General features: G+C 68.7%; 13 protein-coding genes and 3 tRNA genes. 8 read left to right on the forward strand and 8 right to left on the reverse strand.

Annotation, left to right across the window (positions count from 1 at the left end; all coding sequences use genetic code 11):
- The first annotated feature begins 10 nt into the window (after positions 1 to 10).
- Positions 11 to 1,129, forward strand: a complete 1,119-nt coding sequence (locus BSZ36_RS04890) for a hypothetical protein (RefSeq protein ID WP_143536761.1) — start codon at positions 11 to 13, stop codon at positions 1,127 to 1,129.
- A 17-nt stretch (positions 1,130 to 1,146) separates the two neighbouring features.
- Here BSZ36_RS04890 and BSZ36_RS04895 read toward each other — a convergent pair whose 3' ends face one another.
- The 3 genes from BSZ36_RS04895 to BSZ36_RS04905 all read right to left on the reverse strand — a co-directional run bounded on the left by BSZ36_RS04895 (position 1,147) and on the right by BSZ36_RS04905 (position 5,289).
- Positions 1,147 to 2,637 carry an LptF/LptG family permease gene (locus BSZ36_RS04895; protein WP_179271028.1) on the reverse strand — a complete coding sequence of 497 codons (1,491 nt, stop codon included), beginning with the start codon at positions 2,635 to 2,637 and terminating at the stop codon, positions 1,147 to 1,149.
- Positions 2,638 to 2,778: 141 nt separating this feature from the next.
- Positions 2,779 to 3,897, reverse strand: a complete 1,119-nt coding sequence (locus BSZ36_RS04900) for a Nif3-like dinuclear metal center hexameric protein (protein ID WP_094546570.1) — start codon at positions 3,895 to 3,897, stop codon at positions 2,779 to 2,781.
- 78 nt (positions 3,898 to 3,975) lie between these two features.
- Positions 3,976 to 5,289, reverse strand: a complete 1,314-nt coding sequence (locus BSZ36_RS04905; RefSeq protein ID WP_094546572.1) for an MFS transporter — start codon at positions 5,287 to 5,289, stop codon at positions 3,976 to 3,978.
- Positions 5,290 to 5,348: 59 nt separating this feature from the next.
- Here BSZ36_RS04905 and BSZ36_RS04910 point away from each other — a divergent pair.
- The 3 genes from BSZ36_RS04910 (at position 5,349) to BSZ36_RS04920 (ending at position 7,102) form a co-directional block, all read left to right on the forward strand.
- Positions 5,349 to 5,422 (forward strand) — tRNA-Arg (locus BSZ36_RS04910).
- A 76-nt stretch (positions 5,423 to 5,498) separates the two neighbouring features.
- The gene (locus BSZ36_RS04915) at positions 5,499 to 5,999 is read left to right on the forward strand and encodes a VRR-NUC domain-containing protein (RefSeq protein ID WP_143536762.1); all 501 of its coding nucleotides are present in this window, start codon (positions 5,499 to 5,501) and stop codon (positions 5,997 to 5,999) included.
- Between the two features lie 47 nt (positions 6,000 to 6,046).
- Entirely contained in the window at positions 6,047 to 7,102 is a 1,056-nt protein-coding gene (locus tag BSZ36_RS04920; RefSeq protein WP_094546577.1) for a YheT family hydrolase, read from the forward strand.
- On the opposite strand, the gene BSZ36_RS04925 is transcribed toward BSZ36_RS04920, so the two are convergent.
- The gene (locus BSZ36_RS04925) at positions 7,051 to 7,824 is read right to left on the reverse strand and encodes a type 1 glutamine amidotransferase (protein ID WP_094546579.1); all 774 of its coding nucleotides are present in this window, start codon (positions 7,822 to 7,824) and stop codon (positions 7,051 to 7,053) included. The two genes, BSZ36_RS04920 and BSZ36_RS04925, sit on opposite strands and share 52 nt — an antisense overlap.
- A gap of 69 nt (positions 7,825 to 7,893) precedes the next feature.
- Here BSZ36_RS04925 and BSZ36_RS04930 point away from each other — a divergent pair, with 69 nt between their 5' ends.
- From BSZ36_RS04930 to msrA, 3 genes are all read left to right on the forward strand, one after another.
- Positions 7,894 to 8,586 (forward strand): ABC transporter ATP-binding protein, encoded by a 693-nt coding sequence (locus BSZ36_RS04930; protein ID WP_094546581.1) that lies wholly within the window; start codon positions 7,894 to 7,896, stop codon positions 8,584 to 8,586.
- A complete protein-coding gene (locus BSZ36_RS04935) occupies positions 8,586 to 9,377 on the forward strand; it encodes an ABC transporter permease (protein ID WP_094546584.1) in 792 nt (263 codons plus the stop codon). The genes BSZ36_RS04930 and BSZ36_RS04935 overlap by 1 nt, the downstream gene beginning before the upstream one ends.
- A 98-nt stretch (positions 9,378 to 9,475) precedes the next feature.
- Positions 9,476 to 10,009: a peptide-methionine (S)-S-oxide reductase MsrA gene (msrA, locus tag BSZ36_RS04940; RefSeq protein WP_094546586.1), complete on the forward strand. Its 534-nt coding sequence runs from the start codon at positions 9,476 to 9,478 to the stop codon at positions 10,007 to 10,009.
- 33 nt (positions 10,010 to 10,042) lie between these two features.
- Here the strand turns inward: msrA and BSZ36_RS04945 are convergent, their stop codons facing one another.
- The 4 genes from BSZ36_RS04945 to BSZ36_RS04960 all read right to left on the reverse strand — a co-directional run bounded on the left by BSZ36_RS04945 (position 10,043) and on the right by BSZ36_RS04960 (position 13,255).
- Positions 10,043 to 10,387: a hypothetical protein gene (locus BSZ36_RS04945; RefSeq protein WP_094546588.1), complete on the reverse strand. Its 345-nt coding sequence runs from the start codon at positions 10,385 to 10,387 to the stop codon at positions 10,043 to 10,045.
- A gap of 63 nt (positions 10,388 to 10,450) precedes the next feature.
- On the reverse strand, positions 10,451 to 10,996 hold the full coding sequence (locus BSZ36_RS04950; RefSeq protein ID WP_094546590.1) for a rhodanese-like domain-containing protein: 546 nt from the start codon (positions 10,994 to 10,996) through the stop codon (positions 10,451 to 10,453).
- 56 nt (positions 10,997 to 11,052) lie between these two features.
- Positions 11,053 to 11,124: transfer RNA gene (locus BSZ36_RS04955), tRNA-Asn, on the reverse strand.
- A gap of 154 nt (positions 11,125 to 11,278) precedes the next feature.
- Positions 11,279 to 13,255, reverse strand: a complete 1,977-nt coding sequence (locus BSZ36_RS04960) for a M1 family metallopeptidase (RefSeq protein ID WP_094546592.1) — start codon at positions 13,253 to 13,255, stop codon at positions 11,279 to 11,281.
- 169 nt (positions 13,256 to 13,424) lie between these two features.
- Here BSZ36_RS04960 and BSZ36_RS04965 point away from each other — a divergent pair.
- Positions 13,425 to 13,508: transfer RNA gene (locus BSZ36_RS04965), tRNA-Leu, on the forward strand.
- Positions 13,509 to 13,694 lie beyond the last annotated feature (186 nt).

Consider the following 13,694-nt stretch of genomic DNA (forward strand, 5'->3'; position numbering starts at 1 on the left):
AGCCGCTTCCATGATGATGACTGTTCGCCCGTTCATTTCGGCTGCTCTGATGTGCCTCGCTGCGGCGACCACGCAGGCGCAGTCTCCAGAGCCCCTAGCGCCGGGAGCCATCGAGGCGATCCGCACGCCGAGCGAGACGCACCCCCGCGTCTATGCCGCCGGACTGTCTGCAGACGGGGAACGGGTGGCGGGCGTGGCGAACGTGGACGACCTGCTCTCAACCGACTGGCCCCCGGCCGAGTCGAGGCCGTTTCTGTGGACCGCTGGCGAGCCCGCTCAGATGGTCGCGGCGCCGGATTCGCTCGGCCTCATCCGCGCCGGTACGGAGACGGCGCTGTCCGCCGACGGGTCCGTGGTCGTGGGATCGGTGCTGCTCGTGAACCCCGATCCTCTGGCGGGACCGATGCGGATGCGTGCGTTTCGGTGGAGCGAGGGCGGTGGGTCCTCGTGGCTCCCGACGCCAGAGGCCGCTCAGTCCTACGCGCGGGCGGCCTCTGGCGACGGATCGGTCGTCCTGGGGCGCATCGCGCCTCGGTCGCCAGAGGCGAGCCGGGAAGTCCTCTGGCGAGACGGCCGGGAGGCGGCCACGATCCCTCCGCTCGAAGGGCACGCGCGCGCGGTGGCGCGCGACCTCTCGCGGGACGGCTCGGTCGTCGTCGGAGCGAGCCTGCCGACGGGTGGCTTCGACAGGGCCGCGTTCCGGTGGACCGCCGAGACGGGCTCGGTACCGATTCCCGGACTGGAGGGCTTCAGCACGTCCGAAGCGAACGCCGTGTCTGCCGACGGGCGCGTCGTGGTGGGGTACGCGTACGACGGGTCGCTCGCAAACATCTCGGAGGCCGTCGCCTTCCGGTGGTCCGAAAAAGATGGCCTCACGTTTCTGGGCGAGTGGATCGCCCGCGACGTGTCTGCGGACGGCTCGACGGTCGTCGGGTCGTATCAAACAGCCCTGGCGGTAGTCTGGACGCCAGAGGCCGGGGTGCGCTTTGCCCGCGACGTGTTCGACGCCGACGGGTGGTGGCTGATGTCCATCGACGCCGTCTCGGCCGATGGCCTGTTTGTCCTCGGCGGCGGCGAGACGCCCGACGGCACCGAGACGGCATGGCGGGGCCGGATGCCCGCCGAGTAGGCCTCTGGCGCCAGAGGCTAGCCTTTGCGACGCTTTGCCAGTCCCGCAAGCGTAGCGATAGGGTCGCGCCACGCCGGGTCCCGGGCCTCTCGCGCGACGAGGTAGGCGCCGATGATGCCGATGATGACGTTCGCCGCCCACATGCCCAGCCACGGCGGGAGCAGCCCGCGGTCGGCCAGCTTCTCGCCTTGCACGAGCGAGATCCAGTAGAAGAGGAAGATGAAGACGGACAGCGTGGCGATCACGCCGACGCCCGCGCGCGGGATCGCGAGGCCGAGCGGAACGCCGACGAGCACGAAGACGAGGCAGGCCAGCGCGATGGAGTTCTTCTTGTACACCTCCACCCGGTAGCGGTCGGCCCGCTGGCGCTCCCACTGCGCGGACGATGCCGCCGCCTCGGCCGTGCTCCGCACCTCGCGCGTGCGGTCCTGCGCCAGCGCCACCACCGAGCGGCGCGTCTGCGCGTCCAAGCCGGCCAGGAGCGGCGCCTCGCCTGAGGCAACCGGCGATCCCGCCTCTGGCGCCGTGCGCTCGAGGTCTTGGGGAGACCGGTCGCGGAACGCGTACGCCTCTGGCGAGACGGCGCCAGAGGCCAGGAGCGAATCGAGGCCGGGCGCGCCGGAGGCGACGGGCCGGCCGAGCCGGAGAGCCGTAGCGCGGGCGGAGTCGGCGCGGACCCGGACCTGGGCGTCCAGCGAGTCGATCACGGCGAGCATCTCGCTCGTCAGCATCGTGCGGTCGGACCGGGCGCCAGAGGCCTCGTCGCGGCGCTCGAAGCCGAGCGAGCCGAGGTCGAAGGCGACGCGGTGGCGGTCAAAGGCGAGGCGCTCGTAGCGGTCCTCGCCGCCTCCGCGCTTGGCGTGGGCCTGACCGTTCTCGAGCAGGAGGGTAAGCCGCTGGCCGCCGTACTCGCGCTGGATCGTGGCGCGCTCAGCCGCGAGGACGGTCTGCCCGCCGCCAGAGGTCCGGCCCTCCACGACGGTCACGCCGACGAGCACGCCGGTGGAGTCTGGCGGGATGGCGTCGGCGCGGATCGCGTAGCCGTCTACGCCGGTGTAGAACACGCCGGGCTCCAGCGCGAAGGCCGGGCGCGCGGTGCTGATGTCGCGCCAGAGGGCGTTCATGCGGTAGTTCGCCTCGGGCAGGAGGATGTTGTTGAACACGCCCATGCCGAGCACGAGAAAGACGCCCACGAGCGCCGCCGGCCACGCCAGCCGCCACAGCGGCACACCCGCACTCTTGACGACGAGGTAGGCGCGGCTCTCGGCCAGCTTCCCGAACGCCGCGAGCTGCGCGATCAGCCACGCCATTGGGACGGCCAGCGTCACCATGTACGCGAGGCTGTACGCGATCAACTCCGCCATCGCGCCGAACGGCAGCCCGCGCCCCACCAACTCCGGCAGCCACTTGATGAGGAACTGCATCAGGAGCAGAAACATCAGCGTGCCGAACGCTGCGAAAAACGGCAGCGGCAGCGCGCGGAGAATGGCCCAATGCAGGCGCTTCACGGTGGGGAGGGGGGACGGCGGAAGATCGCCTCTGGCGGACCGGCGGGCGGCCCCTCGCGCCAGAGGCGCGGGAGAACCGGGCGGGCGCAAGGCCTTCGTGCGCGCGCCCCGACGGGCTTGCCTCTGGCGCCGGCGGCCCTGCTACGGCACGAACGTCTGGACCGGGCTCGTGCGCGTGCGCGTGCGTGAGACGTGGAGGTCCGGGAACGCGCCCGCGATGTGCTCGGCGAGAAGGCGCTCCGTGACCCACTCCGTCTCGTAATGCCCCGCGTCGATCAGCGCCATGCGCGAGCGGCCTCTGGCGTCGAGCGGCTCGAAAAAGCGGTGGTAGGTGACGTCGCCGGTGACGAAGGCATCGGCGCCAGAGGCGAGGGCGGCGCCGAAAAAGCTCATGCCGGAGCCGCCGCAGACGGCCACGCGCGAGATCATGGCCTCGGGCGCGGCAGAATACCGGAGCACCTCGGCCTCGGTCCCGCTCGCGACGCGCGCGAGAAAGGCGTCCAGCGCCAGAGGCTCGGGCAGCGTGCCGACGGCGCCGTAGCCGATCGTCCGGGAGCTTTGCTCGATGGCGTACACGTCGTAGGCGACCTCCTCGTACGGGTGTGCCTCCTTCATCGCGCGCACGACGGCCCCCAGCGTCCAGCGCTCCACGAGCACCTCGATCCGCACCTCGGGCTCCACGTGCACCTCGCCTCTGGCGCCGACGTGCGGCGTCGCGGCGGCGGTCGCTCGGAAGCGCCCCTCGCCAGAGGCAGAAAACGAGCAGTCCTTGTAATCCCCGATCTGTCCCGCGCCGGCCTCGGCCATCGCTTTGCGGACGCCAGCGGCGTGCGTCTGAGGCGCGAACACGACGAGCTTTTTCAACATCCCGGCCTCTGGCGCGAGCGTGGTCACGCCTTGCAGCCCGAGGAGCCCCGCGAGCGCGAACGAGACGCCGCCAAACTGCGCGTCGAGGTTCGTGTGGATGGCGGCGAACGCGATGTTCTCCTGCGCGAGTCGGAACGCGAGTGCGGGCACGAAGCCGTCCGGCACCAGCTTTGTGAGCGGCTTGAACAGCAGCGGGTGATGTGTCACGATCATCTCCGCGCCAGAGGCGACGGCCTCGTCGATCACCTCGGGCGTGAGGTCCAGCGCCACGATCACGCGCGTGACTTCGCGTGACGGGTCGCCCACCTGGAGCCCGACGTTGTCGAAGTCGGCTTTCTGCGCCTCTGGCGCCCAGCGGTTGAGGGAGGCGACGATGTCGGCGGCGGTAGGCATTGAGTTCCGAGTTCCGAGGTTGCGGGCGTGGCGCCAGAGGCCTCTGGCGATGGCGTGGGTGGGGGCCTGCGCCAGGGGCTAGAGCGCGGGCGTCGCCTGGGGGCTCGCGGAGGCGACGCGGAGCGCCGCGCCTTCCTGCTCGTTCACGCGCAGCAGGAAAAAGGCGCCGATGGCGAACAAGCCCAACACGGCGGCGATCCCGGCACGCGGCGTGCCGAATGCGGCGGTCAGCACACCGAACAGGACGGGGCCAATAAAGGCTGTGGCTTTGCCGGAGAAGGCAAAAAAGCCGTAGAACTCCGTCTCCTTGTCGTGCGGCACGAACCGGCCGAGCAGCGAGCGGCTGGCCGCTTGGTTGGGGCCGCTGGCGACGCCGATCAGCACGCCCGCGCCCCACAGCCACGCCCGCGATGGGCCGAGCACCGCGATCAGCGTCGCCACGCACAGGATGCCGAGCGAGATGAAGATGGTCGTCTTGCCGCCCAACTTGTCGTCCACGAAGCCAAAGCTAAACGCGCCGATGCCGGCTGCGACGTTGAGCACGATCCCGAAAAGGAGGATGTCGCTCTCGGAGAAGCCATAGGCCGTCGCGGCGAAGATGCCGCCCATGGCGAAGACCGTGACCAGTCCGTCGTTGTAGAACAGCCGCGCGAGGAGCAGGCGGATTACCTGGCGGTAGCGGCGGATCTCGACAAACGTGTTCTTGAGTTCGCCGAACGTCGTGGCAATCAGGCCGCGCTCGCTCGGGGCGGCCTCCGCTTTGGGCTCGCGGAGGTACAGGAACGCCGGGATGGAGAACAGCGCGAACCACCCCGCGACGAGGAGGTTGGTCACGCGGACATGCTCCCCCGTGTCCTTGTCTAGGCCGAACGGCGCCACCTCGGGCATGACGAGCGCGAGCGCGAGCGCCATGCACAGCAGCCCGCCCGCGTATCCCAGCGCCCACGCCCACCCGGAGATGCGGCCGATCTTGTCCTCTGGCGCGATCTCGGGCAGGAACGCGTTGTAAAACACCTGTCCCACCTCGAAGGCGACGTTGGCGATCACGACCAGCACGATGGCCATCCATACGTCGCCGCGTTGGGGGAAGAACAACAGCGCCGTTGTGCCGACGCAGATCACCGTCGTGATGAACAGCGCGCGTTTGCGCGTGCCCGTCCGGTCCGCCATCGCGCCTAAGAGAGGGGAGAGGAGCGCGACGAGAATCGCCGTCGGCGTCACCACGCCGAGCGACCACAGCGTCGTCCCCGTGGTCTCGTCCGGCGCGACTCCCTTGACGAAGAACGTCGCGTAGATGAACGTGATGACGAGCGTCGTAAACGCCGAGTTGGCGAAGTCGTAGAGCGCCCACGAACGGATCTGAGCGGTCTGCGAGGCGGGAGGACGGGCCATCGTGGAGGGCTGGGGTTCGGGCGAAGCTAGCGCCAGAGGCTGCTTTATCTTGCGGACCCGCCCCGGTAGCTCAGGTGGATAGAGCGACCCTCTCCTAAAGGGTAGGCCACAGGTTCGACTCCTGTCCGGGGCACCCCGCCAGAGGCGCCTTCCGCGCACGCGGCCTCTGGCGCCGATCACGCGCGACTGCTTCTCACTCCTTGCCTGCTGTGGACGACTTGCCTGCGTACCGCGAACTTCCACAAATCGTCGCCACGCAAGCAGAGCGGGTCCGGTTTAGATCAGGGGAGCTACTCCAGGAATGGGTTGATAAATACCCCTGGACCTTTGATCCGCACGAAGTAAGAACTGCCTTGAATCAGAGGACGGGGCATTTCTACGAATGGTTTTCGGCAGTCCACTTTTGCGAAACGATGGGTTGGAACTCTCTCATCGAGAGCTATCAGTGGAAGAACCAAACGTGGAAGCGCGGAGTGGTGAGCCGCCTCGGAGGCGACGACTTGCTTCGCTTCTTCGACACACAGCGGCGGCGCTATGGCATGCTTCACGCCCCAGACTTACTCGTCTTCGCACCCGACTTCTCGGACTACTTCTTTTGCGAAGTCAAAGGGCCCCGTGACCGGTTGCGTGATGTCCAAGTCCAGTATTTCGCTGAGGTCGCGAAGGTGAGCGGCAAGGAGATCGTGGTGCTGCCTGTAGATCTGATATAGCGCCCTCATTCGATTCTGATTTATGACTCTAGTGCTCCCGCGAGACTGTGCTTGATTTCGACGTTCCTAAGTACTCCCCGCCGGTCGGCCTCGGCGGCGGCCACCGCCAGACCGTCGTGCCCTCCGTCTTCCGTGAGGTAACCGGCATCCGCTACCGCCGCCAGCGGCTGGAGCTAGACGACGGCGACTTTCTGGATCTCGATCTCGTCCCGGCCTCTGGCGGCTCCTGGAGGGCCGCAGCCTCTGGCGCCAGAGGCGCAGGCCGGGCGTCGCACCGGGTGGTGCTGATCTCACACGGGCTGGAGGGCACGTCGGAGCGCGCGTACGTACGCGGGATGGCCAAGGCGTTCGCCTCGCGCGGGTGGGACGCCGTGGCGTGGAACCACCGTGGCTGCTCCGGCGAGCCCAACCGGCTCGCGCGGGCCTACCACAGCGGCACGACCGAGGACCTCGCGGCCGTCGTGGACTGGGCGCTCGCCAGAGGCTACGCGCACCTCGGGCTGGTGGGCTTCAGCTTGGGCGGGAACGTGACGCTGAAGTACGTGGGCGACGCAGGGGAGGCCATCGCGCCGGAGATCGTGGGCGCGGTCGGGATCTCGGTTCCGGTGGACCTCGCGGGATCGGCGGAAACGATGAAGGCGCTGGACCGGCGGTTGTACATGAAGCGCTTTATCGGCTCGCTCGCGAGCAAGGCCGAAGAGAAGGCGCTCCGGTTCGAGGACGCGCCGGACCCGGAGCCCATCCGCGCGATGACCTCGTTTGCCGAGTTCGACGCGCACGTGACCGCGCCGCTGCACGGGTTCGAGTCCGCGGAGGACTACTGGGCGCAGAGCTCGGCGCTCCCGGTCCTCGAACGCGTCGCGGTCCCGACGCTGCTGCTCAACGCGCGCAACGACCCGTTTCTCGCGCCGTCGTGCTTCCCCGAGGATCTCGCCAACCCGCTCGTGCGGCTGATCGCGCCAGAGGAGGGCGGCCACGTCGGGTGGCCGCAGCGGCCTCTGGCGGGCGAGCTGTGGGACGAGACCGTCGCGGCGCGGTGGTTGGAAGCGGCCTACGCCGCGTCCTCGGCGTCCAAGAGCGCCGCGCCGTCCTCGACGGCGTAGAGCAGGAGCCAGCGGCGCAAGAGGTCGTCCGCATGCGGGGACGGTTTGAGCGCGTCCAGCGCGGCCTGGAACACGGCGTCGTCCTGCATCTCCGGGTAGTGATCGCGGTAGGCGAACAGCCTCTGGCGCTCGGTGTGCTCGTCGAGCTCGCTGTGGAACTGCGTGCCATAGATGGGCAGGCCGTCCATGCGAAACGCCTGGTAGGGCGCCACCTCGTTGGTGGCGAGCTCGGTCGCGCCAGAGGGGAGGACGCTCACGCGGTCGTGGTGGCCCATCTGCGTGGCAAAGCGGCGGGGCAGCGAGCCCATGAGCGGGTCGGCCTCGCCGGCTTCGGTGAGCTCCACGTCCACCGTCCCCATCTCCGCGCGCTCGGGGTCATTGATGACGGTCCCGCCAAAAGCACGTGCTACGAACTGGTGGCCCCAGCAGGAGCCGAACAGCGGGAGCTCTCGGTCGGCGCTGGCCTGGCAGAGGTCGATGAGGTCCTGGGTCCAGCGGTACGTCTCGGTCACGGAGTACGCGCCCGCGCCGCCGATCATGAGCGCGTCCACGTCGTCCAGCAACGCTGGCGCCAGAGGCTCGGAGAGCGCATCGGTGATGAGGAGCTGGTCCCGGCGCATCTGCGCGCGCGCGCAAAAGCTGGCCTGCTCTTCCTCGATGATGTCGGGCTTCTCGCGGATCTGGACGAGGCGGACGCGGAGGCGGTCGTGGCTGGGGGCCATAAGCGTGGGAGAGCGGAAACGGTGCGCAAGATCGTCGGTTGACGCCGAGCGCACCTCCGACGATCCCTCATGCCGCTCCTCTCCGTCCGCGACGCCGGCCGCCGCATCCCCGACCGCTGGCTGTGGCGTGGACTCTCGTTCGAGGTGGATGGGGGCGAACGCGTCGCCATTGCAGGCCCGTCGGGCTCGGGGAAATCGCTGCTGCTCCGCGCGCTGATCGGGTTGGACGACCTGGACGAGGGCACCGTCTCCGTGGACGAGAGGCCTCTGGCGGACTGGCACCTGCCGGATCTCCGCATGCGCGTGCGCTACGTGCCGCAGTCGCCGGCCTTCGCCGATGGGACCGTGCGTGACGCGCTGTCGGGTGCGCGGGCGTTCGCGGCGGCCTCTGGCGCCGCGCCAGAGGCCTGGGCAGTGGAGCGGCTTGGACGACTCGGGCGCGGCGCGGGCTTTCTCGACGCGCGCACGGAGACGCTCTCGGGCGGCGAGGCGCAGATCGCAGCACTCCTCCGCGCGATGCAGAGCGGTCCGCACCTCTTGCTCTTGGACGAGCCCACGGCCAGCCTGGACCCTGACGCGACCGATGCCGTCGAGCGCCTCGTCTCGGACTGGCTGGACGAGGACGGCGCCCGCGCCGCCATCTGGACGAGCCATAGCGAGGAGCAGCGCGCGCGCGTGGCAACCCGCGTGGTCGACCTCGGCACCGCCATACCGGCGCCAGAGGCCTCTGGCGAACGCGCCACCGAGACCGCCGCACTCTGATGGACACGATCGACATCGGCTTTGGCCAACTCGCGCTCGGGGCGTTGCTGCTGGCGGTCAACCTCGGGCTGTCGGTCGCGCTCCGGCTGGGGCTCGCGAAAGACCTGGTCATTGGCGCGGCGCGGATGACGGTGCAGCTCCTGCTCGTGGGGCTCGTGCTGGACTGGGTGTTCGCGTCGGAGAACGCGTGGCTGATCCTCGGCATCGCCACGGTGATGGCGGCGCTGGCGGGTCGCGCGGCTGTGAACCGGACCGTTCGGCGCTACCCCGGGATTCTGTGGAACGCGCTCGTCGTCATCCTGGGCGCTTCGTTTCTCGTGACCGGCGCGACGGTCCTCGGCATCCTGCGCGTGGAGCCGTGGTTCGACCCGCAGTACCTCATCCCGCTCCATGGGATGTTGCTTGGCAACGCGCTCAACGGCATCTCGCTGGGGCTCGACCGGTTCATGGAAGGCTGCGCCAAGGATCGCCCTCTGATCGAGACCCGCCTCGCGCTTGGCGCGACGCGGTGGGAGGCCGCGCGGCCTGTGGCCAAAGAAGCCATCCGAACCGGTATGATCCCGGTCGTCAACTCGATGATGATCATGGGCCTCGTAAGCCTACCGGGCATGATGACCGGCCAGATTCTCGCCGGTGCCGATCCCGCGCAGGCGGTCCGGTACCAGATCCTGATCATGTTCATGATCGCCTCGTGCGTCGCGCTCGCCACCGGCGGAGTGGTCGCGCTGGCCTACCGCGCGCTGTTCTCGCCTCGGCACCAGTTGCGGAGCGAGAAGCTGCGCCGCGCGTGAGGCCTCTGGCGCCAGAGGCCGGCCGGCGCGAAGACAGTGCGGAGGCAGAATCACCGAGAACCGCCGGGCGTTAGCACGCCAAACACCCCCTGATTCCCATGGCGACGACTGAAACGGCCACCCTCGGTGGCGGATGCTTCTGGTGCACCGAGGCCGTCCTCGAAAAGCTGCGCGGCGTGAAAAGCGTGACGAGCGGCTACGCGGGCGGCAAGATTCCCAACCCGTCCTACCGCGAGATCTGCACCGGCCTTACGGGCCACGCCGAGGTCGTGCGCGTCGAGTTCGATCCGGACGTGATCTCCTACGCGGACCTCTTGCGCGTCTTCTTCGCGACGCACGACCCGACAACGCTCAACCAGCAGGGCGCCGACCGCGGCACGCAGTACCGGTCTACGATCATGTACGACAGCGAGGAGCACCGCAAGACTGCCGAGGCGGTGATTGAGGAGCTGAAAGACACGTTCGACCGGCCTATCGTGACCGAGGTGGTGGAGGAGCCAACGTTCTACCCGGCCGAGGACTACCACCAGGAGTACTACCGCTCCAACCCCGGGCAGCCGTACTGCCAGGCCGTGATCGCGCCAAAGGTGGCGAAGCTTCGCGCGCACTATCTGGACAAGCTCGCGGCCTGATCCGATCGTTCCGCACAACTCGCGCCAGAGGCTCTACGACCGGGCCTCTGGCGCGTTGCTGTCGGGGTCCCGCCATTCCTTCGGCATGGGGCCGATGCCAGGGAGGTACATCTCGTCCTCGGTCTGCAGCGGCTCGGCGCCAGAGGCGTAGAGCGAGTCTTGCAGTCGAGCCGCGAGGTCGCGGTCATCGGTGTGCTCGTCCTGGCTCCACGCGCGGTGCTGGAGCGCCTGGGTGCGGTCCCGGATCTCGTCCTCGCGCGCCCGGTCCATCGCAGGTTTGAACACCGCCCGGAGCGCGTCGATGCGGTGCAGCCATAGCGCGAGCACGCCCGCGCCGACGACGAAGAGCAGGAGCCAGGTGGTCAGGTCGGTCGGCATCGGAGCAGAGGCAGAGCCTCTGGTGTCGGCCAAACCCGTCGCGGGCTAAAGGCGCCTCTGGCGCTACCCGTCCGCCAGGGGCGCGCGGCGCTCGGGGTCGAGAAGCCGCCCCCACGTCTCGCTGTACGGATGCACGAGCCCGGCCTCACCCTGGGCGCCCGCCAGAGGCCGCCCCTCGTTGGCCCATCGGAAGATGGAGCCTTCCAAGTTGGACACCCGCCCCGCGCCGGCCTCGCGCAAGCGCTGGATCAGTTGGGCGGATCGGTAGCCGACCGAGCAGTACACCACGACGTCGCGCCCCTCGGGAATCGCGGCGACCGCGCCTGTGAGAGCCTCGCCTCTGGCATCGGGGTCGATGCGGAGCGCGCCGGGGATGTGGCTGACGGCGTACTCGTCGGGCTCGCGCGCGTCGAGAAGGAGGGGCGCAGTGGAGGAGTCCGCTAGCGCCTGTGCCAGTTGTTCGGTGGTGACCGTGGCGACGCCTGGAAATTGGTTGCGGACGGTCGCCTCCACGGCGTCGAGCGTGAGCGAGCGGCCACGCCACAAGAGGAGGGCCGTCACGCCAGAGGCGACGAGGACGAGTCCGATCAGGAGCCGGCGGCGGGTCATGGGCCTGGGTAGATATGACAAACCCTCGCGACGCTGGGCATCGCGAGGGTTTGAAGCGCCCCGAGCAGGATTTGAACCTGCGACCGTCCGATTAACAGTCGGATGCTCTACCGCTGAGCTATCGAGGCGGGCGTCCGTCGCGAGGCGAACCTCGCGGGGAGCGCCAAGGTACGGGAACGCCGAGGACGGAGACAAGACGGCGCGTACATCGTCGGCGCACCGGGTCGTCTTTTCACCCGGCGTTCGCGCCAGAGGCCGCAGCAGGCCTCTGGCGCAGGGTGGCTACATCGCGGGCGTGTAGACGTTGTCCGAGGGGTCGATGTCGAGAATCGTGTCCGACGGGAGTTCCACGCGCGTTACCTCGCCGGCGGGGAACGTGAGGACGGCCTCTCTCGCGCCGGAAAGCCACGTCTGGACAGGGACGGTCTGCTCCTGCACCGTTCCGCCAGCGTAGGTCACCGTCACGCGCACCGGCATGGGCGCGAGGTCCTTGTCCTGAACCGTCACGATCACGCCAGAGGCCGTGCTCTCCACGGACGCGATGGCCACGTCCACGGTCCACGTCTCGAACAGCGTGGGCGTCCACAGCCAGTCGAGGTCCTGACCGAGGTCGGCCTCGAACGAGTTCATGAGGTCGTACGGGTACGGGTGCTTAAAAGCCCACGTCGTGCCGTAGTCGCGGTAGGCGCTCCAGAAGGCGTCGTAGCCGAACAGGTCTTCCATCGCGTGGAGCAGGACTGCAGGCGTGGAGTAGCTGGCGGTCCCACGCGCGGGGGTGCCGAGCGGGTAGCGGTCGTTGTGCCGCATGGGCTCGACGGCGGCACCGGACCCGGCGAGGCGGTAGTGACCCTGGTTCTCGCGCGCCCACGCGTCCTCAAAGGGGCGCCCGTCGGCCGAGCCGTCGAAGAAAGCCTCGCGGCCTTCGTTCGTGTTAAAGCTCGTGAGGCCCTCGTCCATCCACGTAAAGCTCTTCTCGTCCTGCTGCGTCATCATCGGGTACCACATGTGCGCGATCTCGTGGTAGGTGACGCCGAACAGGCGCGAGTCCGTGCGGTTGCCGCCGATGAGCGTCATCATGGGGAACTCCATGCCGCCGCCGATGATGCCTTCCACGGCCGTCATGTGCGGCCACGGGTAGGGCCACAAGATCTCGGAGAGGTGCTCGATGGAGAAGGCGGAGAACTCAGCGGAGCGCTCCCACGGGGCGTCGTACGGGCTCTCGGCGCCCGGGCGGTAGAGCGCGTTGATGAGGACGGCCTCTGGCGTGCCGTCGCCGTCCTGGTCCACGTTGGCGCGCGTGGCGTCCCACACGTACTTGTCGGAGCCCGCGAAGGCGAAGTCCCGGATGTTGGTGGCTGTGAACTCCCACGTGAGCACGTCGCCAGAGGCGTCGCGGGTAGCGCTCCCGCGCTCGTCGGCGCGGACCACGTGGACGATGTCGTCCTTGAGCAGGGCGCGTTCGAGGCGACCGCGAGTCTCGTCGGTCAGGACCGCCTCGGGGTTCTCCAACTCGCCCGTCGCGTACATGATGAAGTCCTCTGGCGCGGTGATGCTAACGCGGTAATCGGAGAACGGCATGTAGTGCTCGCCGTTGCCGAGGTACGGGTCGTCGTGCCAGCCGACGACGTCGTCGTACATGGCGAACTGCGGGTACCAGTAGCCGACGTAGTACACCTCGTCGTCCGTGCCCTGTCGGAACGTGCCGCCCTCAACGGTCGCGAGCGCGTAGTGCCACGCTACGTCGAGGTCCAGGCTCGACCCGGGCGCCAGAGGCTGTGGCAGACGGATCGTCAGGATGGTGCCGTCTATGGAGTATTGGCCTGGCTCCATGCGGCCTGTGGCCTGTGTCAGGTCCATTCCGCCGAGCGAGAGGCCGCTCAGGGTGACGCCGCCGGTGACCTCGGCAGGACGGTTGCGCGGCACGCCAGGGGCGTGGAGGTTCTGGCGCAGCTTGACAAGCAGGGTGGGGAGCGCGTCGGGGGAGCGGTTGATGTACGTCATCGTGCCGGTCCCGCGGACGGTCCGCGTCTCGGGCTCCAGCGTCACGTCAATGTCGTACGCGCCGCCGTTCTGCCAGTAGTTCGGGCCGGGCTCGCCAGAGGCAGTGCGGGTCCCGTTGGCGACGGCCTTCTCAAAAGCGGGCGGCGGCATCACGGGGTAGGGCCGCGGTCGCTCTTGCGCGGCGGCCTCTGGCGCGAGGGCGCTGCCGGCGCCAGAGGCAAGGAGCAGAAGGGTGGCAAGACGGAGCGGTTTCATCATGGAGTGGTGGGGAGGATGCAGGGACTAGACGATACAGACGCGTGCGGGGTCACACGTGAGGATGCGGTGAGGGAGGAGCGAGACCGTTGTGGCACGGGCGGAGGTGCTCGTACCTTCGAGGCTGTCGCCAGAGGCCGCATCCCGTTTCGGGGGCCTCCGCTTCGCACTTGCCCGAGTGGCGGAATTGGTAGACGCGCACGATTCAGGGTCGTGTGTCCTCACGGACGTGCTGGTTCGATTCCAGTCTCGGGCACCCCTCAGGGCCTCTCAAGAGCGATTCTTGGGAGGCCCTGTCGTTCGTCTGGGCCTCTGGCGGCTGCGCTGCTGCCGGGACTGCTGCTACAGTGCTGCTACGGAGACGCGTCGTCTACTGCCCGCTGGGCACGACCATGGCAACCCTCCTGAAGCGAAGCACCGGCATCTACGCCGTGCAGTTTTA

The organism is Rubricoccus marinus, from assembly GCF_002257665.1.
Lineage (GTDB): Bacteria > Bacteroidota > Rhodothermia > Rhodothermales > Rubricoccaceae > Rubricoccus > Rubricoccus marinus.